Origin of the sequence: Brevibacterium sp. SIMBA_078 (genome assembly GCF_046534565.1) — a bacterium.
In the GTDB taxonomy this organism is placed as follows: Bacteria; Actinomycetota; Actinomycetes; order Actinomycetales; family Brevibacteriaceae; genus Brevibacterium.
The window spans coordinates 306,500-327,790 of the sequence record NZ_JAWRYQ010000001.1 but is presented as its reverse complement, the minus strand read 5'-3'; the positions used below and the strand labels follow the sequence as shown (position 1 = coordinate 327,790).

24 protein-coding genes are annotated in these 21,291 nt (G+C 62.1%); 11 read left to right on the top strand and 13 right to left on the bottom strand.

The annotated features are described in order from the left end of the window. Nucleotides 1–150: 150 nt before the first annotated feature. Nucleotides 151–1,110, bottom strand: coding sequence for an aspartate dehydrogenase domain-containing protein (locus tag SB749_RS01495; RefSeq protein WP_410708674.1), 960 nt, complete (start codon nt 1,108–1,110; stop codon nt 151–153). 118 nt (nt 1,111–1,228) lie between these two features. Between SB749_RS01495 and SB749_RS01490 the strand changes: the two genes are divergently transcribed. Further along, nucleotides 1,229–1,849 carry a DNA-3-methyladenine glycosylase I gene (locus tag SB749_RS01490; protein ID WP_410708672.1) on the top strand — a complete coding sequence of 207 codons (621 nt, stop codon included), beginning with the start codon at nt 1,229–1,231 and terminating at the stop codon, nt 1,847–1,849. Beyond that, the gene (locus tag SB749_RS01485) at nt 1,846–2,289 is read left to right on the top strand and encodes an NUDIX hydrolase (protein ID WP_410708670.1); all 444 of its coding nucleotides are present in this window, start codon (nt 1,846–1,848) and stop codon (nt 2,287–2,289) included. Before SB749_RS01490 ends, SB749_RS01485 begins: the two co-directional genes overlap by 4 nt. Nucleotides 2,290–2,371: 82 nt before the next feature. Here the strand turns inward: SB749_RS01485 and SB749_RS01480 are convergent, their stop codons facing one another. Further along, nucleotides 2,372–2,875 carry a hypothetical protein gene (locus SB749_RS01480; protein WP_410708668.1) on the bottom strand — a complete coding sequence of 168 codons (504 nt, stop codon included), beginning with the start codon at nt 2,873–2,875 and terminating at the stop codon, nt 2,372–2,374. Between the two features lie 281 nt (nt 2,876–3,156). Further along, nucleotides 3,157–4,290, bottom strand: a complete 1,134-nt coding sequence (locus SB749_RS01475; protein ID WP_410708666.1) for a helix-turn-helix transcriptional regulator — start codon at nt 4,288–4,290, stop codon at nt 3,157–3,159. Nucleotides 4,291–4,416: 126 nt separating this feature from the next. Between SB749_RS01475 and SB749_RS01470 the strand changes: the two genes are divergently transcribed. Next, a complete protein-coding gene (locus SB749_RS01470; RefSeq protein ID WP_410708665.1) occupies nt 4,417–5,640 on the top strand; it encodes a hypothetical protein in 1,224 nt (407 codons plus the stop codon). A 105-nt stretch (nt 5,641–5,745) separates the two neighbouring features. On the opposite strand, the gene SB749_RS01465 is transcribed toward SB749_RS01470, so the two are convergent. Then, on the bottom strand, nt 5,746–6,309 hold the full coding sequence (locus tag SB749_RS01465; protein WP_410708663.1) for a hypothetical protein: 564 nt from the start codon (nt 6,307–6,309) through the stop codon (nt 5,746–5,748). Between the two features lie 110 nt (nt 6,310–6,419). Between SB749_RS01465 and SB749_RS01460 the strand changes: the two genes are divergently transcribed. Next, complete coding sequence (locus tag SB749_RS01460; RefSeq protein ID WP_410708661.1) at nt 6,420–7,652, top strand: MFS transporter; 1,233 nt, start codon at nt 6,420–6,422, stop codon at nt 7,650–7,652. 77 nt (nt 7,653–7,729) lie between these two features. Here SB749_RS01460 and SB749_RS01455 read toward each other — a convergent pair whose 3' ends face one another. Next, entirely contained in the window at nt 7,730–8,065 is a 336-nt protein-coding gene (locus SB749_RS01455; protein WP_410708659.1) for an ArsR/SmtB family transcription factor, read from the bottom strand. Nucleotides 8,066–8,081: 16 nt separating this feature from the next. On the opposite strand from SB749_RS01455, the gene SB749_RS01450 reads away from it, so the two are divergent. Continuing rightward, a complete protein-coding gene (locus SB749_RS01450; protein ID WP_410708658.1) occupies nt 8,082–8,597 on the top strand; it encodes an SRPBCC domain-containing protein in 516 nt (171 codons plus the stop codon). Nucleotides 8,598–8,685: 88 nt separating this feature from the next. On the opposite strand, the gene SB749_RS01445 is transcribed toward SB749_RS01450, so the two are convergent. Further along, nucleotides 8,686–9,285 (bottom strand): histidine phosphatase family protein, encoded by a 600-nt coding sequence (locus SB749_RS01445; RefSeq protein ID WP_410708657.1) that lies wholly within the window; start codon nt 9,283–9,285, stop codon nt 8,686–8,688. 267 nt (nt 9,286–9,552) lie between these two features. On the opposite strand from SB749_RS01445, the gene SB749_RS01440 reads away from it, so the two are divergent. The 4 genes from SB749_RS01440 to SB749_RS01425 all read left to right on the top strand — a co-directional run bounded on the left by SB749_RS01440 (nt 9,553) and on the right by SB749_RS01425 (nt 13,937). Beyond that, nucleotides 9,553–10,839 (top strand): MFS transporter, encoded by a 1,287-nt coding sequence (locus SB749_RS01440; protein WP_208634991.1) that lies wholly within the window; start codon nt 9,553–9,555, stop codon nt 10,837–10,839. Continuing rightward, nucleotides 10,832–12,481 carry a hypothetical protein gene (locus tag SB749_RS01435; RefSeq protein WP_410708656.1) on the top strand — a complete coding sequence of 550 codons (1,650 nt, stop codon included), beginning with the start codon at nt 10,832–10,834 and terminating at the stop codon, nt 12,479–12,481. The genes SB749_RS01440 and SB749_RS01435 overlap by 8 nt, the downstream gene beginning before the upstream one ends. A gap of 131 nt (nt 12,482–12,612) precedes the next feature. After that, nucleotides 12,613–13,716, top strand: a complete 1,104-nt coding sequence (locus SB749_RS01430; RefSeq protein ID WP_410708655.1) for a LacI family DNA-binding transcriptional regulator — start codon at nt 12,613–12,615, stop codon at nt 13,714–13,716. A gap of 74 nt (nt 13,717–13,790) precedes the next feature. Further along, nucleotides 13,791–13,937 (top strand): hypothetical protein, encoded by a 147-nt coding sequence (locus tag SB749_RS01425; protein ID WP_410708654.1) that lies wholly within the window; start codon nt 13,791–13,793, stop codon nt 13,935–13,937. A gap of 10 nt (nt 13,938–13,947) precedes the next feature. Here the strand turns inward: SB749_RS01425 and SB749_RS01420 are convergent, their stop codons facing one another. Next, complete coding sequence (locus tag SB749_RS01420; protein WP_410708653.1) at nt 13,948–14,463, bottom strand: DoxX family membrane protein; 516 nt, start codon at nt 14,461–14,463, stop codon at nt 13,948–13,950. A 114-nt stretch (nt 14,464–14,577) separates the two neighbouring features. Between SB749_RS01420 and SB749_RS01415 the strand changes: the two genes are divergently transcribed. Then, a complete protein-coding gene (locus tag SB749_RS01415) occupies nt 14,578–15,129 on the top strand; it encodes a TetR/AcrR family transcriptional regulator (RefSeq protein ID WP_410708652.1) in 552 nt (183 codons plus the stop codon). A 76-nt stretch (nt 15,130–15,205) separates the two neighbouring features. Here the strand turns inward: SB749_RS01415 and SB749_RS01410 are convergent, their stop codons facing one another. The 5 genes from SB749_RS01410 to SB749_RS01390 all read right to left on the bottom strand — a co-directional run bounded on the left by SB749_RS01410 (nt 15,206) and on the right by SB749_RS01390 (nt 19,557). Next, on the bottom strand, nt 15,206–16,639 hold the full coding sequence (locus SB749_RS01410) for an MDR family MFS transporter (protein ID WP_410708651.1): 1,434 nt from the start codon (nt 16,637–16,639) through the stop codon (nt 15,206–15,208). A gap of 331 nt (nt 16,640–16,970) precedes the next feature. Beyond that, the gene (locus SB749_RS01405) at nt 16,971–17,981 is read right to left on the bottom strand and encodes an aldo/keto reductase family protein (protein ID WP_410708650.1); all 1,011 of its coding nucleotides are present in this window, start codon (nt 17,979–17,981) and stop codon (nt 16,971–16,973) included. 73 nt (nt 17,982–18,054) lie between these two features. Further along, a complete protein-coding gene (locus tag SB749_RS01400; RefSeq protein WP_410708649.1) occupies nt 18,055–18,429 on the bottom strand; it encodes a hypothetical protein in 375 nt (124 codons plus the stop codon). A 108-nt stretch (nt 18,430–18,537) separates the two neighbouring features. Beyond that, on the bottom strand, nt 18,538–19,077 hold the full coding sequence (locus SB749_RS01395) for a hypothetical protein (RefSeq protein ID WP_410708648.1): 540 nt from the start codon (nt 19,075–19,077) through the stop codon (nt 18,538–18,540). A gap of 114 nt (nt 19,078–19,191) precedes the next feature. Next, nucleotides 19,192–19,557 carry a VOC family protein gene (locus SB749_RS01390; RefSeq protein ID WP_172170430.1) on the bottom strand — a complete coding sequence of 122 codons (366 nt, stop codon included), beginning with the start codon at nt 19,555–19,557 and terminating at the stop codon, nt 19,192–19,194. 159 nt (nt 19,558–19,716) lie between these two features. On the opposite strand from SB749_RS01390, the gene SB749_RS01385 reads away from it, so the two are divergent. After that, nucleotides 19,717–20,679, top strand: coding sequence for a helix-turn-helix transcriptional regulator (locus SB749_RS01385; RefSeq protein ID WP_410708647.1), 963 nt, complete (start codon nt 19,717–19,719; stop codon nt 20,677–20,679). Nucleotides 20,680–20,721: 42 nt separating this feature from the next. Here SB749_RS01385 and SB749_RS01380 read toward each other — a convergent pair whose 3' ends face one another. After that, on the bottom strand, nt 20,722–21,090 hold the full coding sequence (locus SB749_RS01380) for a helix-turn-helix transcriptional regulator (protein WP_410708646.1): 369 nt from the start codon (nt 21,088–21,090) through the stop codon (nt 20,722–20,724). Nucleotides 21,091–21,291 lie beyond the last annotated feature (201 nt).

The window sequence follows — 21,291 nt, the reverse complement described above, 5'->3', positions numbered from 1 at the left end:
ACTGAAACCGGCGGGTGAGAGCAGCGCCCGGGATCTCTGGCCTGACGGCCGGCGGTCCCGGGCGTCGTCGTTTCACTCACCGAGGATGCGTCGATCGCCGGCGCCGAGGCCGGCGGACGCTGCGTGGTGGGCTCGGGGGCGGCCAGGCGATCACCCCGCCATCACGGTGCGCAGGGTGCGGGCGACGGACAGGGCCGGGAGCCCGCTGGTGTCAGAGTTCTCCGGGCTCGGCGTCGATCGGATGTCGAAGGCGAATTCCCCTGCGGCCCCGGACGCCCGGATTCGGTGGGCGGACTGGGTCTGCCCGGCGATCGCCTGGAGCACGACCCGCACCCTCTCCAAAGAGTCACCGAGCAAGTCGGCATCGGTGCGTTCAGGCCCAGTGTCGGTCGACGCCGCTCTGACTCCTGAGTCTGAGGCCGATGGAACAGAACTCAGTCCGCGGGTGGCCCAAGCGAGGGCGACGGCGATGTTGACGTTGGCGGGGAACTTCTCGATCGCCTCGGCGGGATTGCCCTCAAACACCGTCAGAGGGCCGTCCTCGGGGCGGAGACCGCGCAGACGCTCGGCTTCGTTCTCGGACATCCACGGTCGGATGAGTCCGCTCGCCTCCTTCGCAGTGGTGATTTCGACGCTGTCGAGGCCATCGGACTGAGCCGCCGCCTCGAGCACATCGACTCCGCCGATCGCCCCATTGGTCACATGCAGGTGGCCGGGTCCGCCGAGCAGACCCGCGCGGGTGTCGGGACCGGCCATGGCTCCGACACTGGTGAGCACGAGAGGGCGACCGGCCGCGATGACGGCGGGGCCGAATCGGGCAGCAGCGGGAACCCCAGCGCATTCGACGATGACATCGAAGCGGTCGAACATCCTCGGCCACGGTGATTGCGTCGACGACGGAACAGGCAACGACGGGGCCGGTTCGTGAACCGGGGTGGTGAGCGTGGGGAGGTCGACCACCTCGGCGCCGTGATTCGGGCGACCTCTGTGCTTGGTCCGATCCGAGACCAGGGCGGTCAGGTTGAACGCCCCGGCTTCGAGCTCGGGAGAGAGCAGCCGAGCGACGTGGCGGCCGATGGCACCGAAGCCGAGGAGGAGCACTGAAGGCATGGCCGCACCCTATCGGAGACGGCTGACACTAGGCTCACAACGGTGAGATCACAGCTGCGGGTGGCCGGAGTGTTGGGGGTGCGCGGGCAATGTCAGTGCGACGCGATACGGTTGCAGGATGGACGACGAATCACAGCCGAGCGCATCAGGGGGAGCCGTCACCGGTGACGATGGACTTGCCCGCACCCCGTGGGCATACGGTGACCCGATGCTGCTGGACTACTACGACAGCGAGTGGGGTCTGCCCGTCCACGACGAGGCGGGGCTGTTCGAGCGGATGAGCCTCGAAGGGTTCCAGGCCGGACTGTCGTGGCTGACGATTCTGAAGAAGCGCGAGCGGTTCCGCGAGGTCTTCGCCGGATTCGATCCCGATGCCGTGGCCCGCTTCGGCGAAGGCGAGATCGAACAGCTGCTGACCGATTCCGGGATCATCCGCCATCGCGGCAAGATCGAAGCCTGCATCAACAATGCCGCGCGCGTGATCGAACTGCGTGAAGACGGCGGACTCGATGCGTTCCTGTGGTCGTTCCAGCCTGCGCAGACCCCGCGACCGCGTACCATTGCCGAGATCCCGACGACCGGACCGGAATCCGTGGCACTGTCGAAGGCGCTGAAGAAGAAGGGGTTCCGCTTCGTCGGGCCGACGACGATGTATGCGCTGATGGAGGCCATCGGCATGGTCGATACGCACCTGCTCGATTCCCACCGCCGAGGCGCGTCCGGAGTGTGGTCGGAATGAATGACATCCGCGTCTCCGCGCTCGTCCTTCTCCACCCGCAGCGCCGGGAACTGCTCATGGTGCGCAAGGCAGGGACCAGTTCCTTCATGCTGCCCGGCGGCAAACCCGAAGACGGGGAGACCGCTGAGGACACCATCGTCCGTGAGATCGCCGAGGAGCTCGGACTCGATCTGGACCGTCACCGACTGCACGCCTTGGGCACTTTCGCTGCCGCGGCGGCGAACGAAGCCGATCACCGTGTCATCGGTGACGTGTTCTGCTATGACGGTCTGCCGGAAGCACTCGATGTGGAGAACATCACGCATCTGGCCGAGATCGCCGAAGCCGGATGGTTTCCCATAGACCCGCTGCCCGCGGACACCGATATCCGCCAATTCGCGCCGCTGACCCGCAACGAGGTCATCCCGACACTGCAGGCCGCGGGGAGATCGGTCGGCTGATCGGGTGAAAGGCTGTCGTCCTACCCGGTGCGACGCTGCTTTCAGGCTGGACGGGGTGCACTTTGGCAATCCGGCGCTGGTTTCATGCGGTGCGACGCTGGAACCCGAGGTCGAGTGCGAACAGGTGCAGGGAGTGCACCAAGGTGATCGCGGCGATGAGGAAGCTCAGCGAGATGTCGATGATGCCGAAGATCGTCAGCGCCGGTGGACTGACGTAGCCGGGTGCCTGCAGGAGGGTGCAGCCGATGACGATCGCGCCGGTGAGGATCGCGATCAGGACGGCGATTGTCGTGCGGCCCACCGCTGCCAGGCACAGCAGCCCGGTGGTGAACAGCAGAGCGAAGAGCGCGAAGACATCGACGCCGCGACCGATGATGAGAACTTCCTGCCACAGGTTCCCGTACGTGACCGAACTGTCCGGTTCGGGGGAGTAGTAGGGGAAGAACGATGCGGCGATGACCAGCATGACCAGCGGCCCATAGAGGCGGGCATAGATGATGTTCGTACGGCGGATGCGCTTCGCGAGGTCCTCAGCGCGGCGGAGATGCCCGGTCGTCATCGAGCGTCCGTCGTCTGTTGCTGTCACTGCGGCCTGCCGTCGGAATCGAGTGTGATGGCACGAGGACTCGTTGCTGTGCCGAAGCACGGCAGAAGCATCTCATTTCTCCGATCAGAGGATTAGGGATTGTGGCTGACAACGGCCCGAATGGATTAGTCGCCATCAAGCGAGCCGATACCTGAAACGTATCCAGGAAAGTTACCGTCCGGTGTTCTCAGCCGACAAGGAATGGTCATGACTCACCTGTCATGCCCGCGAAATTTCACATATTCGCACAAAGGCTTTTATGCGGGGTTGTGACTTTATCCCTATTTCGCTGCTCGGCGAACCGCATTCTTCGCTCGGGAAGGTGCGCTGTCGGGTACCGCCTGGTCATCGGCCGCGCGGCCGAGTTGGACCGAGAGCCGGTGGAGGCACTCGCGGAGGTCGGGACTGTCGACGACGGTGAAGTCGGTGTCCAAACGCGCCAGCGCCAGGGCCATCGTGGTCAGGCTCTGGCCGCCGACAGTGACGAGACACCGGTCGCCCTCGAGCGCCTCGACCGTGCCTTCGGCGGACGCGAGCTTCTTCATCACCGAGGCCGCCGGGGCATCGACGACGACTTGGGCCGAATGCCGCCACCTGGGTTCCGTGGCGTGTCGTTCGACGAAGTCACCGATGTCCACGGCCGGCAGCGGACGTGGAGTGAAGCTGGGGCCGCTCGGGGTCTTCGGCACGATGCGTTCTGCGCTGAAGACTCGCCAGTCCCCGGCCCTGGGATCGAAGGCCAGCAGGTGCCAACGGTGCTGACGATTGACGAGTCGGTAGGCCTCGACTTCCAGGTGGACCTCGTGTGCCGAGGCGCTGCTCGGGTCGTCCCGCTGTGGGCAGTCACCTGTGTCTGGGTCCGCTGCGCCTGGGCTTGTGGCGCATGAGTCGCCTGTGTTGCCGGGCGAGTGGTCGGACGGTTCACCGAGATACGCGAAGCGCAGGCGTTCGCGCCGGCGACAGTGATCGATGAGAGTGACGATGAGGTTGGGGTCGACAATCGGCATCGGCTGATTGCCGACGACCGGAACAGTGAAGTGCGCGAGACTCTGCACCCGTGCTCGGACTGCGGCGGGGAGAATCGTCTCGAGCTTCGCCAGCGCCAGTGCCGAGGTCTCTTCCATTCCGCCGATGATGCAGCTCAGCCCCGAGTGGAGGCCGACGGCGACCGCCACCGCTTCATCTGCGTCGAACATGAGCGGCGGGATGCCCACGCCGTTCGAGGTGAGACGGTATCCGCCTTCGGTTCCGCGTGTGCCGTCGATCGAATAGCCGATATCGCGGAGCGTGCCGATATCGTTCCGGACGGTCCGCGGACTCACTTCCAGACGATCTGCCAATTCGGTTCCCGACCAGGTTCGGGGCACCATCAACAGTGACAATAACCCGAGCAGTCGTGCTGCAGTCTGTGACATCTCTGCGTCTTCTGTCGTTTAGGAAGACCTCCTGCCTGAACTCAGAATAGCATTATGCAAATCGTTCCGGGGCAGAGCGAAAACAAAGAAGTGGCTTCCCCGAAATCGGAGGAACTAACAAAATTGATGCACGATCAGAAGAATATTCAGAGCATTCCTTCCCCAGAGACAACTGAAACAGAATTCGATGTCGATGACTATCTCGAGTTGTATTCGTCGGCACGGAAGAAGGACAAAGGGTGGATCCTCGACGAGGTCATGATCCTCACCGGTTGGTCACGTGACCATGCGCGGCGCCGCCTGGCGGCCTTCCGCGTCGGAGAAGACGATGCCTACGATGATCCGCCCGCCGACCAACCGTTGTCGAGGTGCTGCAAATACTCACCCGAATCGCGTGCACTCCTCGTCCGGATCTGGGAATGGTCCGGGTTCCAGAGCGGTAAGTACCTGGCCGCAGTGATGCCGCAGCTGCTCGATGCGGCCGAACGCCATGGCGCTCTGGTGCCCGACCGCGACGGCTACAGCCTCGAGGTCCGGGCCGAGCTGCTCGCCGTCAGTCCGGCATCGATCGACCGGTACCTGCGCACCGCGCGAGCCGAGGACTTCCGCGACCGTCGGGTGTCGACGAAACGGTTCACCAGTCCCAGCGAAGACTTCCTCGACTTCGCTTCGGGACCGAACGAGTACGAACCCGGATTCTTCCTCGTCGACACCATCGCCCACGCAGGACCGACCCGAGCCTCGAACTGCGTCTTCACGATCAGCGCCTCCTGCCTGCACACCGGTTGGGTCTTCACCCGCAGTCTTGCCGACAATGGTCCGGACACTATGGTGGACGTGCTGCAATGGTCACTCGATGAGGTGCAGGGGATTCCCTTCTGGGTCAATGCCATCGAGCTGAGCAATGCCGATGACACCGTCCACGAGGCGACCGACAAGTGGGCGCGGGGACTGGACATCCACTTCAGTCCGGTGCTCAAAGATCTCCGCCGCGATCGACTTCCGGAAGCGTCGCGGCATCAGCATCTCGTCCATGAGTACGCAAATATCCGCCGCTATGACACCGACGAGGCCCGGTCTGCACTCAACGGACTCTGGCGCGCGGTCGATGACCGGCTCAATTACTTTACTCCCACGCGCAAACCGGCTGGCTGGTCCGATGGCGGTCATGGCGAGCAGCGGCGAATCTACGACGAACCGCGCACACCGTTCGAACGTCTGCGGGCAGCGGGAGTCATGTCACCGACGCAGGAGGACGAGCTCACCCAGTACGCGGATGGTCTCGACCCGGCCCGACTGACCGAGGAGATCGTGTTCTGGCAGAGGCGTCTGCAGGAGCTTGCCGCCTGAGTGCGGTCCGTTCCCACGCTGTCGGCAGAGCCGCACGGTCGTCGGCTGACGGCTGAACCAGACGTTCCCTGACCGTCGGCAGAGCCGAGCCCGGGAACTGCAGCCTCAGTCCCGTTCCCGTCGCGAATAGGCGATGAGAGCCCGATACAGGTCGATCGGCGCGCAGTTGGCGCCCTTGGCCAGGGACTTCATGAGTTTGCGGTAGGTCTGATAGTCCATCTGCGCCGGATTGTCCGTGGACACGAGATTGAAATCGTGCAGAACGGTCAGCGCCCGGGAATCCATGATGGAGAACTTCTTGAGATTGGCGACGGTGAGCAGCGTGCTGGCCATCGGGATTCCCACTCCGGGCAGCATCTGCAGCAACGGCAGACGGAAGCGGTTGGGTGTGTCGTCGTCGAGGGCAACGCCGGTGACGAAATCGATGTCATCGGACGAGATCTCTTCGAGGCTCGGCAGAACTCCTAGGGCCTTCCACTCGGCGACCTTGAGGAAATGCTTGCGTTTGAACGATTCGCGGACCTTCGTCTTCGGACCGATGTCATTGAAGATCTCTGACTCGAGATCAGTGAGGACATAGAGCGGTTCGAACTTGAGGACGAAGGCGGTGTCGATGGTGCCGCTGGGAGCGTCGCGCTTGAGGTCCGAGCTGAGTTCCGATGAGTTCATGAACCGATGATAGGCGACGTTTCTGACGCGCAGGTGAACACTTCTCCGCTGCAGGAGAGGCAGACGATTCTGATACGGCAGATGCAGTGCCGATGTCGTAACCTCGGACTATGAACCCCGAACAGCCGTCTCAGGCGACGTACACCCCGGCCCTGCTGGGCTTGGTGTGGACGGCGATGTTCGGGTTCTCCGCCTTCTTCTTCAGCTATTCGACGATGGTGACGATTGCGTCGACGGACGGACTGTCGACCGTCACCGGCGGGACCGTGCTGACGACGATGATGATCGGCGTCATCGTCGCTCAGCCCTTCGCTCCGTGGGCCGGTCGGGTCTTCGGTTTCAAGGCTTCGCTCATGCTGGCTCTCCTGTTGCAATTCATCGGCCAACTCCTCGGCCTCTTCGTCACCCCGCCCCTGTTGGCTCTCGTCCTCGCCGGACTCTGCGGAGGCGTCGGGTTCGGCCTCTTCGTCGTCCTCGCCAACGCAGCGGTCCCGGGGACGACCTCGCCGGGGCGGATCGGCAAGGCGCTGGGCTGCTTCGGTGGGATCACCTCCCTGGCAGCGGCAGTCGGAGCTCCGCTGGGACTGTGGCTGGTCGAGTCGATCCCGATCTGGATCTTCCGCGTCATCGTCTGCGCCTGTCTCCTCTTGGCCATCCCCACTGTGCTCAAATACGTACCCGGTCGGCGGCCTCGGCGAGGAAAAGGCGATCCGGGAGAACCGGTCAACGGCAGCTATACTGTCGGGGTTCGGCCCGGTCGCAATGAGAGCCGGAGCCTGCGGAAGGTGGGACGCCGGGCGGGGGAGGCCCTCGGGCTCGTTCTCATGCTCTCTCCGTTCCTCGTCGGCATGATCGTCTTAGGGATCATCGTCGGCTTCGGTCCGGGCGAGGACGTCGCCGTGGCGGCACTGTTCATCGCCGGGATGCAGATATCGGCGGTCATCGGACGCTTCGTCGTCGGGGCCGTTTCGGACAGCTTCCCGCCGTTCGCCCTCAACATCTTGGGACTCGTCCTGACGTCGATCGGGTTGGTCTGCGCCGTCGTCTCCTACGGTGGGACACTGTTCGTCTCGATGCTCATCATCGGACTGGGTCTGGGTGCCATGCAGTCGGCAAGTCTCGTCATGGCCTTCGCCTCGGTCAGTTCGCCGAGCCGGGCCAGCGTCGCCTGGAATATGAACTTCGACATCGGTCTGGCTGTCGCCGGTGTGGTCGGCGGACTCGGTTTCACCTATCTCGGTTCGTCGTCGACCTTCCTGGTGTGTGCTCTGCTTCTGCTGTTCACCGGTGCCCTGTCGTGGATCGCGCGGACTCTGCAGATGCGGAACAACGGGCACGGCTGAGCTGTCAGTGTGGGCGCTGCTGACCCGGAGACTGCGGGGTGCGACTGAGCCTGTGGTTGAAGGGTAGGGCTGAATCGTCAGCGCTGGGAATCCTCATCGAGCTGCGCGAGCAGTCCGACGGCCGCACGTGTGTACTCGCCGATCCACCGATCGTGGATCCGCTTGATCGGCAGCGGCGCCAGAGCGAGCCGGCGAGTGCGTCCTTCCTTGCGACCGGTGACCAGCTCGGCGCTCTCGAGTACCCGAATATGCTGGAGCACCGTCGTGCGGTCGAGGTCGGGGAACGCTTCGCAGACCTCGCCGGTCGTGCGCGGTCGAGTACGGAGCAGGTCGAGGGTATGTCGGCGGGTGGGGTTGGCCAGTGCTTTGAACACCGCATCATCGGATTCACCCGTTCCCTCCACCTGTGACATGTGGTTAAAATATCACATGACAGATGAGCAGAGCCCCCAGAGCACGCCCGCCGAGGTGAACGATCAGTCCCGCCCGCTAGAGGAGCTGTCCTTCACCGTCACCGGGTATATCGCGAAGACTCCACACGAAACCTACGAGGCGGTTGCCGATCCCGAACAGCTCACGCATTACTTCACGACCGGCGGCGCCCGCGGCCGCCTGGAAGCCGGAGCCGAAGTGACATGGGACTTCGCTGACTTCCCGGGTCGATTCCCCGTCGAGGTCGTCGAGAGCATACAGGACGAGAAGATCGTCATCCGCTGGGAGGGGTCCGATGAGTCAGTGGAGAAGGATACGACGACGACTTTCGAGTTGACTCCCGTCGACGACGGGGCCAGGACTCTCGTGACGATCACGGAGAAGTCCTGGAAGCTCACCGAGGGTGGAGCCCAGGGGGCCTTCGGCAACTGTATGGGCTGGACCGGAATGCTCTCGGCGCTCAAGGTCTGGATCGAGCACGGAATCAACCTCCGCGAGGGCTACTACAAGTGAGCTGATCCGAACTCTTGCCAAACTCCTTAACGCAATCAGGTCGAAGCCGAGGCTAAACCTCCAAGGCGCATTCTTGGATTCTTCGAACTTATACCTTAGTTGGAGTGAGAAGGCGAAGTTCGGCATTGCGAAGGTGGGGAAGCGAGCGATGCTCTGACGGGTCGAGTCCCTTCAGCCAGGCTTCCATGATTTGCAGTACGTCGCCATGAGCCACGAGGACGATTTCAGAAGCTTCATTTTCGGGATCGTCAATGAGTGACTCGATAAGTGCACGAGTCCGCGCGGCGACATGTTGCGGAGTCTCAACGCCGTCGGGCCAGCCTCGATTTTCGGAATCTGCTGCCCACACCTCGTCATATCGAGCTGCCGGGCCATCTTCGAGGGAACCGAAATCCCTCTCTCGTAAGCGCGTATCGATCCTTACGGGACGGGTTCCCCAGGCCGTGGCTGCTATCTGAGCGGTTTCGTGGGCGCGCGCAAAATCACTGGTGATCAGAAGCGAGCCCGAGGGCATTCGATTGTTTCGGGCGGTCTCTTCTGCTTGTTGCCTTCCCCGGTCGGTCAGCGAGGCCCACTCGAAGGCAAGACGGCCTGGGCGGCTGACAACAATCTGCTCGACGTTTGCTCGGCTCTCTCCGTGCCGCAGTCCCCACAGTCGATTGCAGCGGTTGTTGAGGATGTCGTCCACTGCAGCCTCCGGTCCTTTCATGACTTGAACGTGAACATTATGTGTCCTCATCTGACCCCAGAATGAAGGGCAGGAGTCGATTGGATTTCAGGCAAAAATTCTATTGTGCATCGCGCAACAGCCAGTGTAGCGTTTAAATCGATTTAGACCCCGAGATTACGAGACTTCAGACGATCACCTATTTGGTGGTTTTCCATCCCCGAGAGAGTGCGGATCATGAACTTTGACGGCTTCGAGAGTCCACAGACGAAACGGTTTCAACGGAAGGTGACTGTCCTATCTGCAGGCGGCACATTCCTTGACGGCTTCGATTTGACGGTCATCGCTGTGGCTCTGCCGATGATTGCAAATGAATGGGATGTCAGTGCGGGCGAGAAGTCCCTCATCACCAGTTCGGCGATCATAGGCTCTTTCATCGGCGCCGCCGTACTCGGCAATCTCACTGATCGTTTCGGCCGCAAGGCGATGTATGTCATCGATCTGCTCGCCTTCGTCGTGTTTGCGGCCCTGACAGCATTCTCACAAGATGTCTGGCAGCTCATCATCTTCCGATTCCTGCTCGGCATCGGAATCGGTGCCGACTACCCCATCTCGGCGACCATTGTCTCTGAATTCGCCTCTAAGAAGGGGCGAGGGAAGCTCTCCACGTCGCTCGGTGCGATGTGGTTCGTCGGAGCGGTCGCCGCATATCTGGTCGGGTTGGTTGTGCTGCCGCTGGGAGATTACGCCTGGCGCGCGCTCTTGCTGGTGGGAGCAGTCTTCGCGCTCATCGTCTTCATCTTCCGCGTGCAGCTCCCCGAATCGCCTCGCTGGCTCCTCGCCCACGGCCGAACAGAGGACGCGAAGAATGTCGTCGAAAAGGTCACCGGTGTACGACCGACCGATGCCGAGCTCACTGAAAGCGACCAGCCGAAGCCGGGCGAGTCGGCAAAGCTCTTCGTCGGTGTCCAGCGTCGACGGACCTTGTTCGTCTGCGGATTCTGGTTTTGCTACGCCACTGCCTATTACGGCATCTCGATGTACACGCCGACCATCCTGGAACCGTTCACCAACGGCTCTCACGTCAGTGTGATTATCGGGTCCGGAGTTGTTGCCCTCCTCGGACTGGCCGGTTCCATCATCGGCATGAATCTCGTCGACAACTGGGGACGACGTCCACTCATCATCACCTCTTTTGCCGGCCTCACCGTGGCACTCATCGTCTTGGCCTCTGTCATCGGACCGAGCTTCGGATTCCTCGTTGTCCTTTTCAGCATCGCCGTACTCTTCGCCAACTCCGGTGGCGGCATCCTCAACTTCGTCTACCCCACAGAACTGTTCCCGACATCACTGCGTGCAACGGGCTCGGGACTGGCGACCTCGGTAAGCCGCATCGGATCGATCCTGGGCGTGCTGGCTTTCCCCAACCTCGTGGCGGCATGGGGGAACAATGCGGCACTCTGGGTGTTTGCCGCCGTCGGTGCCGCGGGCTTGCTGATCTGCCTGTTTATGGCACCGGAGACGAAGAACCGCAGCCTGGAAGAGATCAACTTCGAGGAGCCTGCTCATGCCTGAGCGCGATGACATTAAGGTGATCACCACCGTCGAAACGACTCTGGTTCCCGACCAGGGCGAGCCGTATCGTCGGCTCCACCTCCACTCCGGTGAACAGCATACTGTGCGCAATGACCTGGTGCCTGCGACGCCAGACGGAGAGCCTGCCCGCGATGAAGTCCGGCTTGCCGGGCTGGTTCACTTCACTGACTTTCAGATCGCAGACCTTGCCTCGCCGAGTCGAGTGGAGTTCCTCCAACGACGCGAAGGGCAACCAGACTGGGCGCGCATGCTTCCCGCCTACCGGCCACAAGAGTTTCTTCTGGCGCACGCGATTGAAATGACGGTGCGCACCATCAACGGACTAGTCGCCAGGGAACCGGGACGATGGGACATCGCTCTGACAACCGGGGATAACACAGACTCGGCGCAGTCGAACGAGCTCGATGCGTTCCTCACATACCTCGCGGGCGGCACAATCGAGCCAGCAGCTGGCACACGCGGTTTCAGCGATGCGCCAGTGGGCCTGGATGACGAGAATTACTACAACCCCGAGCCTTCGTCGCACGACCAGTGGAAGAAGACGAAAGGGCTGCCGACACATGCGGGAGCCTTGACGGCATCTGCCAAACCGTTTGACGGCGAGGGCCTGAAGCTTCCCTGGCTGAGCTGCTTCGGCAATCATGACTGCCTGGTACAGGGGCGTTCCGCCGAGCCGCGCGGATACGACGACTTTCTCACTGGCCGAGCCAAGCCCATTGGAGTAGCGGAGGATGCCGGTCCCCGCGGAGATAAGCTGTCCGCATACGTCGAGGACCCGACGTGGGTCTCTCAAGGGGCGAGCCATCCTATCGAAAGCGACTCGGGGCGGCGGATGGTGACGAAGGCTGAGTATGTTAATAGACATCTCTGCGCCCTCGGCTCTCCGCAGGGGCACGGATTCACCGAGGACAACAGAGCATCCGGTCGCGCGTACTACGTCTACGACGAACTTCCCGGAGTGAGAATGATCGTTCTGGACACCACCAACATCGCCGGGCACGTCGATGGGTGCGTGGACCAGCGACAGTTCGAATGGCTGGAGGAGAAACTCGTCGAGGTCCATACCTCGTATCTCTCCGAGAGCGGGGAGGCCGTTAGCGGAGGCGGGGACGACCGGTTGGTCGTCATCGCGTCGCACCATGGTCTCTCTACGATGACCAACGGCTTCGGGGCAGGCTCTGGGGCAGGAGAGGACCGACGTGGGAAGCTGTATCTTGCTGACGAGGTCGAAAAGCTTCTGCACCGCTTTGCGAATGTGGCACTGTGGCTGTCAGGGCATACCCATGTCAACAAAATCACCCCTCGACCTGGCGAAGGCGGCGGTTTCTGGGAGGCTTCGACTGGCTCCATCGCCGAATGGCCCGTGCAATTCCGTGGCATAGAGATCTCTGCAGGCCCGTCGATGGTCAGGCTGCGGACGACGATGGTTGATTCCCAGGCACCGGCGACACCGGACGGAACCCTGAGCCTTGAGGATCTCGCGTCTCTTCACCGGGAGATCGCGGCCAACGACGAAGGTTCTGTCGGTGGACTATACGCTGAAGGGGCCGTTGCCGATCGTAATCAGGACCTTCTGGTTTCAGTCTCGAATGAGCTTCTTACAGCATTGGGGGTCTCTTGAAGCTGGCTGCCGAAGCCGGCCACTGGAGTGCACGTGTAGAAAGCGGTGCCGAGTCTAAGTGATCAGACTGAGTTCGTATCTGTCTGCCGACCGAGAAGTCGGCAGGCAGATTTCCGGGATAATGGAGCTCGGTGAAAGTCACCGATCCGAATTTGAGCCGCCGGCGAACCGCGACGGACCGACAGATTGAGCGAGGCAGACGACGGATGGTTCCGAACAATGAGCGAGGAACGTCAAACCGTCGACCCACGGTTCGGACAGTAGCTGAAGCGGCAGGCGTATCTCCCTCCCTTGTCAGCTTCGTCTTCAACGAACGTCCTGGAGTCTCCGAGCCGACTCGACAACACGTCCGCAATGTTGCTGCTGAGCTCGGCTACCAGCCAGACCCGCGTGCTCGCGAGCTGCGGACTGGAAAAGCAACGATTATGGGCCTCGTTGTCAGAAACGTCGCCAATCCGTTCTTCAACGAAATCCTCATGGGGATGCAGGAGAGAGCGGAAGGCGATGGCGTATCGGTTCTCGCGATGGACAGTCAATTTGATGCCGCGCGCGAAGAGGCGCACGTTCGTTCGCTGGCTTCCCGCCGTACGGCTGGACTGGCCATCGTGCCCGTCGGCGATGCGTCCACCGTCCGGTTATGGCAACAGCTGCAGCCGACGGCGCCGCTTGCCATCGTCAATGCGCGACTCACAGCGGCACCTGAGATCCCTCATGTGACGCCGGACGATGAGACAGCAGTGGATCTCGCCTTCCACCATCTTTACGAAATGGGGCACAGAAAAATTGCACTCTTGTCTGCTCCGCCCCAGCTCATGCCCGATGGAGACCGGACGGCACGGTATCTGCAGCTGTGTTCAGAGCATGATGTTCTGCCTAGTCCCATCTACGCTTCGCTGAGAGGCGACGGCCTTACAGAGCATTTGTCCGAAGTGTTCGGAATGCCGACTGCAGAACGTCCGACGGCAATTATTACGAACTCGGATCACACAGCTGCCTATGTCTATCATGCGATTCGTCACCAGGGTCTCATTGTCGGTCGAGATATCTCCGTGATCGGTCATGACGATCTCGCCACCTCGTCGCTGCTGTCACCTGGACTGACTACGGTCCGACTGGACCTTCGCGAAATGGGACGCCAGGCATATCGGCGACTCACCGAACCCGGACTCGGGAACCATCGGGAACCCGTTGAGCTCATCGTTCGCGGCTCGACCGGCCCACTTCGGGAAGCGTGAGTGCGGCCCTTGCCCGCCGACTTCGAACAGCTCTCGCGCTACTTCACCCCGTCGACGATGGGGCCAGGACGCTCGTGACGATCACGGAGAAGTCCTGGAAGCTCACCGAGGGCGGAGCTCAGGGCGCCTTCGGCAACTGCATGGGCTGGACCGGGATGCTCTCGGCGCTCAAGGTCTGGGTCGAGCACGGAATCAACCTTCGCGAGGGCTACTACAAATAGGCCCGGAGCGTCAGAGTGCGGACGGCTTCGATGTCGCGCCCGGCGCGTACTGCCTTTGCGCTCCTCGCCGGGCCCAGATCTCCGGAATGAGAACTGCGAGGACCGCGGCAAGGAAGACGGCCTGCATGGCTGTGCGCGGCACCAGCTGGTCGTCCCACGGCAGATTCTCGCCGGTCAGCGCCAGGTGCACATTCGCCGGGAACATGAGGATGAGCATCAGCCCCAGCCCGCCGGCCGCCCATGGGCGAGTCGGGCGCAGCAGCAGGCCGATGGCTCCGAACAGTTCGAGTACCCCGGTCACGGTGACGAGCGCGGCTGCTGCCGGAAGCCATGGCGGCACCATGTCGATGAGAGCCTCGCGCATGCCGACGAAATGGGAGATGCCGGTGACGATGAACATCACGGCCAGTCCGAACCTGATCGCCACCGGCCACGTGCCGAGGCCATGTTCGGCCGCTGCCGAGTTGAAGCGCCCGACGGCGTTGACGGCGAGAGTTGTGATGAGGAGAAAGAGCAAGGGTGCCATGAGAGGCTCCATCGATGAGCGAAGCCTTGCGGCCCCAGCGAATCTTTACACTGAAAAGATAGACCGCGGACGAGTATCTTGTCAATGAAAAGTTTGCTCCGGTACGATCGAACTGTGACTTATCATCATGGGGATCTGCGTCGGACCCTGTTGGAGGAGACCGCCTCGGCGATCGCCGAGGACGGCGTGGCCAAACTGAGCATGCGTGCGCTGGCGAAACGGGCCGGAGTCTCCAACGCCGCTCCGACCTATCACTTCGGTGACAAATCCGGTCTGCTCACGGCGCTGGCGGCCGAAGGGTACGACCGTCTCGCAGAGGCGCTGGCCGGAGTCGACGAAGGCGGCGGACTCATCGACCGCGGAGTCGCCTATGTCGAATTCGCGCTCGCCTGCCCATCGCACTTCACGGTGATGTTCCAGCCCCGGCTGCTCGACGATGACGACGCCGAGCTGACTGCGGCCCGTCAGCGGGCGTGGGCTGCGCTCTCGGTCGGAGTGGCGAAGACCAGATCAGGGCCGGACTCCGATTTCGGGGTGGCGGCATGGTCGCTCGTCCACGGATACGCCACTCTGGTGCTCAGCGGAGCAGTGGAGCCCGAAGACGCACTCGAACAGGCGCGCATTGTGGCGGGCCACCTCGTTGAGGGTGCTGACAAGAGCGGCTGAGGGGCCGGTCCGGATCCGCTGAGAGGTCGGGGCTGATCCGCTTGTATGGCGGTCGGGCGTCTGCGGCGCCCCGGGGTCACTTTCCGGTGGTCTTCTTCTGTCCCGGTTCGAGTCCGTGGGAGTTCTTGATGAAGAACGCACCGATGATGCCGAGGACGCCGACGCAGGCGGCGACGAAGAAGGCGACGTTCGCGCCGTGGACGAGGCCCGCCATGCCGTAGGTCTCCGGGTTCCGTGCGGCCGAGACCATGATCGTCACGAGCGCTGCTGTGCCGACCGATGCGGCGATCTGACGCATCGTGTTGTTCAGAGCGGTGCCGTGCGGAATGAGGTGCGCGGGCAGCTGGTTGAGTGCGGCCGTGGTCACCGGCATCATGATCATGGCGACACCGAACATGCGGATCGTGTTGACCACGGCGAGGTAGATGAAACCGGTGTCCGGTTCCAGCCGTGCGAAGAGGAACGTGGTTCCGGTGAGCAGGACGAATCCGGCGATGGCGAGCCATTTCGCACCGATGGCGTCGAACACGCGACCGGTCACCGGCGACATCAGTCCCATCACCGCGGCACCGGGAAGCAGGACAAGGCCCGACTCCATGGCCGAGAAGTCATTCATGTTCTGCATGTACAGCGGCAGGACCATCATGCCGCCGACCATGACGATGAACACGCACATGCCCAGCAGGGTGTTGAGGGTGAACATGCGGTAGCGGAGGATGCGGAACTCGAGGATCGGCTGTTCGAGTTTGAATTGGCGGGTGATGAAGAACGTCAGCGCGATCGCACCGACGACCAGCGGGATGAGAACCTCGGCACTGAGCCACCCGGCGTCACCTGCGGTGCCGAAGCCGAACAGCAGTCCGCCGAAGCCGAGGGTGGAGAGGATGATTGAGAGAACGTCGAGTCGCGGGAAGGTCCGTTCGGTGACGTTCTTGAGCAGGAAGTAGGCGATGATGAGGTCGATGATCGCGATCGGCAGCATCATGTAGAACAGCGTCTGCCACGGCAGGTGGTCGACGATCCAGCCAGAGAGGCTGGGGCCGATAGCCGGGGCGAAGGCGATGACGAGTCCGAAGGTCCCCATGGCCGAACCGCGTTTCTCGACGGGGAAGATCGCGAAGAGGATCGTCTGCATGAGCGGCATGATGATGCCGCCGGCCGAGGCCTGGATGACGCGGCCGATGAGCATCACCGGATAGACCGGGGCGATCGCGCAAATGAGAGTGCCGAGGATGAATAGGCCCATGGCGGTGAAGAACAGGCCTCGCGTCGTGAATTTCTCGATGAGGAAGGCGGTCACCGGAATCATGATGCCGTTGACGAGCATGAAGCTGGTCGTCACCCACTGTGCGGCGCCGGAGGTGATGTCGAAGTAGTGCATGAACGCCGGTAGGGCGGTGTTGAGCAGCGTCTGGTTGAGGATGATGACGAACGCGCCTGAGACGAGAACCGCAAGCACGAGGTTTCGGTTGACCGGGGTGCCTTCTTGAATATCGTCTCCGTTCGCCAATGGCATCCCCTCACCCGTTCGTCGTCTGCGTCTCTTCTCGTCTTCCAGCGACAGCCCGCCCGAGGCGGTGTGCTGAATGGGCCCCTCTTCGCGCCCGGAATTAAATTCCTTGGTTATATAACCGTTTTATGCAGTTTAACGCACGACCCTCGCCGAGACGGCCCCGGGTCGGTGTGAGATTCGTCGAGTTCATCTCCCGGTTGGGTGACAGACACCCGTCGCCGGTGCGGACGATCCTGATCGTGGCCCGATACGGGGCCGCGGTCGGAATCGCAACGGTCGGCCGCCTCGGTGAGGGGCCGGTCGGACGGTCGGCCGCCTCGGTGAGGGATCAGGTCAGGCGGGTGGCCGGCGACTGGGTCTTGTTGGGGTCGGTCTCCGGCAGGTCGCCGAGGATGTCGTCGATGCGCGTGAGGACGTCCGCGTCGAGGGTGACCCCGGCGGCCTCGGCGTTCGAGGCGATCTGCTCGGGACGGGAGGCGCCGACGAGGGCGGTGGCGACGTTGTCGTTGGCCAGCACCCAGGCGATCGCGAGCTGCGCCATAGTGATTCCGAGCTCGTCGGCGATCGGTTCGAGCTTCGCCACTGCCGTCAGTTTGTCGTCGTGAAGATAGCGGCTCCTGATCGATTCAGCGCCGCCGCCGTCCTCGTCGGTTGCTCGGGAGCCGGCGGGGACCGGCTGGCCGGGTTTGTACTTGCCGGTCAGCGCGCCCTGCGCGATCGGGGACCAGACGATCTGCGAGATGCCGAGTTCCTTCGACGTCGGGACGACCCGTTCCTCGATGACGCGCCAGAGCATGTTGTACTGCGGTTGGTTCGACACGAGCTGGATGCCGAGGTCGGGGGCCAGGTGGTGGGCGGCGCGCAGCTGGTCGGCGTTCCATTCGCTCACGCCGATGTAGAGAGCTTTGCCGGAGCGGACGATGTCGGCGAAGGCCTGCATCGTCTCTTCCAGTGGGGTTTCGTAGTCGTAGCGGTGGGCTTGGTAGAGGTCGACGTAGTCGGTGCCGAGTCGGCGCAGCGAGCCGTTGATCGACTCCATCATGTGCTTGCGCGACAGCCCGGTGTCATTGTGTCCCTTGGGTCCGGTGGGGAAGTAGACCTTCGTGAAGATCTCGAGCGATTCGCGCCTTTGGCCCTTGAGCGCATCGCCGAGGACCTGTTCGGCGACGGTGTTCGCATAGACGTCGGCGGTGTCGAAGGTGGAGATGCCCGCATCGAGGGCGGCGTGCACGCACTTCGTGGCGGTGTCGTTCTCCACCTGCGAACCGTGCGTGAGCCAGTTGCCGTAGGTGATCTCGGAGATCTTGAGTCCGCTGTTTCCCAGATATCTGTGCTCCATGACCTCAGCCTACGACCGGGTGGGGGAGTGCGGAACCCCTCGCCGAGGCGGGGTCAGAATCCCGCGGGCCCTGTCACTTGGTCAAGGTCGGGAAAATGGAATCAGGCTGGGCTAGGTCCATGATGACATGTCCAATGGTGCTGGACTCGACCTTGGCAGCCACGATCTCCCCGTTGTCGGGATTGACGACGACCGTGGCAGGAACAGCTGATTCTTCTATCTCTTTGATCTTAACTGGATCGGTTGTCGCCCCTGGGACGAGGTCGAGAGGGTGGGCCTCCGCGCCGTCTTCGAGCAGCGAATCGATGCGGTCTTTCTCGCTGGCCGGGGAAGCGGCTACGTGTGCAGCACCCTCATCGGCCATAGCCATCGCGGGGTGGGCAGAGACCACGGTGCCGGCGGCCACAGCCAATCCGCTGACAGACAGCGCAAGCTTCTTCATGATCATCCGATCTGTAGGGGGAAGTCCGGAACCAGGCCATCGTACCCAGCTCCACGCTCGGCTCACCTGACCGACACGAGAGCCGGACGATCGCCTGGTTCCGGCTGTCAGTCCTTATGCGGGCGCAGCCGCCCGGCTTTGACCGCGTCTGTACAGAGCTGAGACGAGAGCACCCACCAGCGCTCCAGCCGTGATTCCGGTCCAACCGATGATCACCGTCGCCGAATTGAATTGCGCTCGGCCGAGCGGAATCAGCAGATATTGGACGACTTCGACCGCGAGTGAACTCAATAGGGCCAGCGAACCGAAAAGCATGACATTCCGTCGCCTGGAGTACAAGCCGCTCGCGAAGCCTGCCGGTGCAAAGAGCAGCAGGTTCATCGACTGCCAATTCACATGGGTCAGCGCACCCGGGGATGGCAGAGACCAGATCCACACCCGTGTGGTTCGAAGCCCCTCGTGAGCCTCGAACGCTTGGCTTGAAGGAGTGAGAGTCGCGGCAAGGATCAGCGACAGACTTGCTAACCACAGGAAGACGACGGCGGGATGTTCGTGGATCTGTCTCCCAAGGCGTTTCGAGAAGATTCCGGCGATAGTGGCACCGAGGGCGAACGCAGGCAGCGCGAATGGCAGAGCAGCCAGATACCTGAGCATTCACATCCTCGCGCAGTTCGAATTGCCGGTCGGCATAGTCGTCCTGAATCGTATCGCCAATCTGTCCGACTGTTAGCCAGCGCTTCCGTGTTGACCCCTTCGCCGAGGCGGAGTTCAATCCACGGGCGAGACGCGGATGAGATTCCCGTCGGGATCGGCGACGACGAAGGTGCGCCCGAAGACTGCGTCGTAGGGCTCGGAAACGACAACAACTTCCTTTGCGGTCCAGTCGGCGAAAACAGCATCGACTGCTTCTGCGGTTCCGGGCACCATGAGTCCGACTTCTGACGTGCGCACTGATGTTTTTGTGACTGACTCACTTGCGCCGCTCCAGAGGGAGAACAGAACTCCCGGTGCGATTTCGAATGAGACGTAGTGGGGTGTGACCATCTCGGGTTCCATCTCGAAGAGGTTGCTGTAGAAGGCCGTCGAGGCGGCGGTGTCGGTGACGTAGATGAGAAACAGGTTCGGTGCAGGCATGAGGTGCTCCTTCTGTTTGCTGGTTTTCGATGATTTCGACGTTCGGTGACCTTCAGTTCGGTCGCCGTGGTTCTACACTGACAGCAATAGATGACAGCCCATGTCATGTTTGGAAACGAGCTCGGAAAAACTCTCTGCAGGGGAGGGAGGAGGAACGAAGTGAAACGTCCGCAGCGATTGCTGTCGATCATCGTGGCGCTCCAGTCCGCTGGTCAGACGACGGCTGCTCGTCTGTCCGAACAGTTCGGTGTTTCGGTGCGAACGATCCTGCGTGACATCGACGCATTGATCGAAGCGGATGTGCCGGTCGTTGCAGCGCCCGGCCGCTACGGCGGGATCTCCCTGCAGACGAGAACGCAGATCGACGTGAACCGGCTATCCGCAACCGAAGCGGAGGCGCTGGCGCTGGTCGGTTTGGATTTCAGAAGTGCGCGCCATCTCGGCCTCGAAGAGGGAATGCTGCGGGCCTTCCAACGCTTAGACGCGCGGCGGCCAAAGCCGTTCGAGCGGACAGATCAGCAACCTATTCCTCTCCGTGAAGTGGTCGAGATCGATAGCTCGGCATGGTTCGCCGACGAAGCGGCATTCGACTTCGCTGACCTCGTCGATTGCCTCCGGTCGGCCCGGCGATTGCAGATCGAATATCGGTCAAGCGGGAAAGCTGAAACGCGAATCTATCAGGTCGACCCGTATGGTCTCTATCTGCGAGGCGGGCGGTGGTACCTCATTGCCGATGTCGATGGGAATCCGCGCATGTTCGCCATGACCCGAATGCGGAAGTGGACTGTTCTTGAATCTGTACGGACGCTCCGGCCGGAGACAACGCTGCAGGGTGTTGCGCAATTTTTGGTCGAGCGTCTGGAGAGCCGAGAGGACGTATTTGTGACGGCTCTTCTCGAGGTCGGAGGAGAGGATATTGCGCGCAGGATCCTCGGCAGTCGACTGCGTTCCGTCGAACAAGTGCCGACTGATGATGCGAAAGTACGGATCATCGTCGCTTACGACCAACTCGACGGAGTCAGGCAGCTCATGCAATTCACCGACCACATCGAAGTCATCGATCCACCGGCGGCGCGGGAGCTGGTCAGGAAGCTGGCCGCCGACATGGCGGCACGACATTGAGGTATCGCTGGTGCGACGTGCGGCGACCATAGCCAGGACGAATCAGGCGATCTGGATTCGAGTTTCTCCGAAGACGAAGTCGAGTGTCAGGTTTCCGCCAACTGCTTCCAGGCAGCGCCGAGCAGTGCCGATCCTGGTGTTCTCAAGGTCTCCATGTTCAATCTTGGAGACTTGGCGTTGTGAAACGCCGATTCTGTCGGCGAGTTCCTGCTGAGTGAGCCCGGCGGTTGATCGGAGTTCCTTCAGGCGGTGGGCGCGGACTTCCGCGAGCATTCGCTGCTTGTGGCGTTCAACGTTCTCACGGTCCACTGGATAGTGGTCGAGGAAATCGCTCAGAGTCTCAGCCATTCTTCTCACTTCCCTCTCAATCGCACTAGGTGTTGAGTGTCCTGAGGCCAGATGAATGTCCACCTCCCGCCTCTTCCAATATAGAACCTCTAGGTTCTGAACTCATTAATGTGAAGATCGCGATTTCCGAGGAGCATGCCGGGACGTCCGGAATCACGCCATAGGCGCTCGCCGCCGCATATCCGCGAGGGCGAGGTCGTATCGGAGCGGATGCACCGCGGTACTTGCCAGTTCGGTACACCTTCCTCTGGATTGCCCACTGAA

Coding starts and splice junctions, on each gene's coding strand:
- SB749_RS01495 (WP_410708674.1), bottom strand. CDS start 1,110: ATGCCTTCAGTGCTCCTCCTCGGCTTCGGTGCCATCGGCCGCCACGTC.
- SB749_RS01490 (WP_410708672.1), top strand. CDS start 1,229: ATGGACGACGAATCACAGCCGAGCGCATCAGGGGGAGCCGTCACCGGT.
- SB749_RS01485 (WP_410708670.1), top strand. CDS start 1,846: ATGAATGACATCCGCGTCTCCGCGCTCGTCCTTCTCCACCCGCAGCGC.
- SB749_RS01475 (WP_410708666.1), bottom strand. CDS start 4,290: ATGTCACAGACTGCAGCACGACTGCTCGGGTTATTGTCACTGTTGATG.
- SB749_RS01470 (WP_410708665.1), top strand. CDS start 4,417: ATGCACGATCAGAAGAATATTCAGAGCATTCCTTCCCCAGAGACAACT.
- SB749_RS01465 (WP_410708663.1), bottom strand. CDS start 6,309: ATGAACTCATCGGAACTCAGCTCGGACCTCAAGCGCGACGCTCCCAGC.
- SB749_RS01460 (WP_410708661.1), top strand. CDS start 6,420: ATGAACCCCGAACAGCCGTCTCAGGCGACGTACACCCCGGCCCTGCTG.
- SB749_RS01455 (WP_410708659.1), bottom strand. CDS start 8,065: ATGTCACAGGTGGAGGGAACGGGTGAATCCGATGATGCGGTGTTCAAA.
- SB749_RS01450 (WP_410708658.1), top strand. CDS start 8,082: ATGACAGATGAGCAGAGCCCCCAGAGCACGCCCGCCGAGGTGAACGAT.
- SB749_RS01435 (WP_410708656.1), top strand. CDS start 10,832: ATGCCTGAGCGCGATGACATTAAGGTGATCACCACCGTCGAAACGACT.
- SB749_RS01420 (WP_410708653.1), bottom strand. CDS start 14,463: ATGGCACCCTTGCTCTTTCTCCTCATCACAACTCTCGCCGTCAACGCC.
- SB749_RS01405 (WP_410708650.1), bottom strand. CDS start 17,981: ATGGAGCACAGATATCTGGGAAACAGCGGACTCAAGATCTCCGAGATC.
- SB749_RS01400 (WP_410708649.1), bottom strand. CDS start 18,429: ATGATCATGAAGAAGCTTGCGCTGTCTGTCAGCGGATTGGCTGTGGCC.
- SB749_RS01395 (WP_410708648.1), bottom strand. CDS start 19,077: ATGCTCAGGTATCTGGCTGCTCTGCCATTCGCGCTGCCTGCGTTCGCC.
- SB749_RS01390 (WP_172170430.1), bottom strand. CDS start 19,557: ATGCCTGCACCGAACCTGTTTCTCATCTACGTCACCGACACCGCCGCC.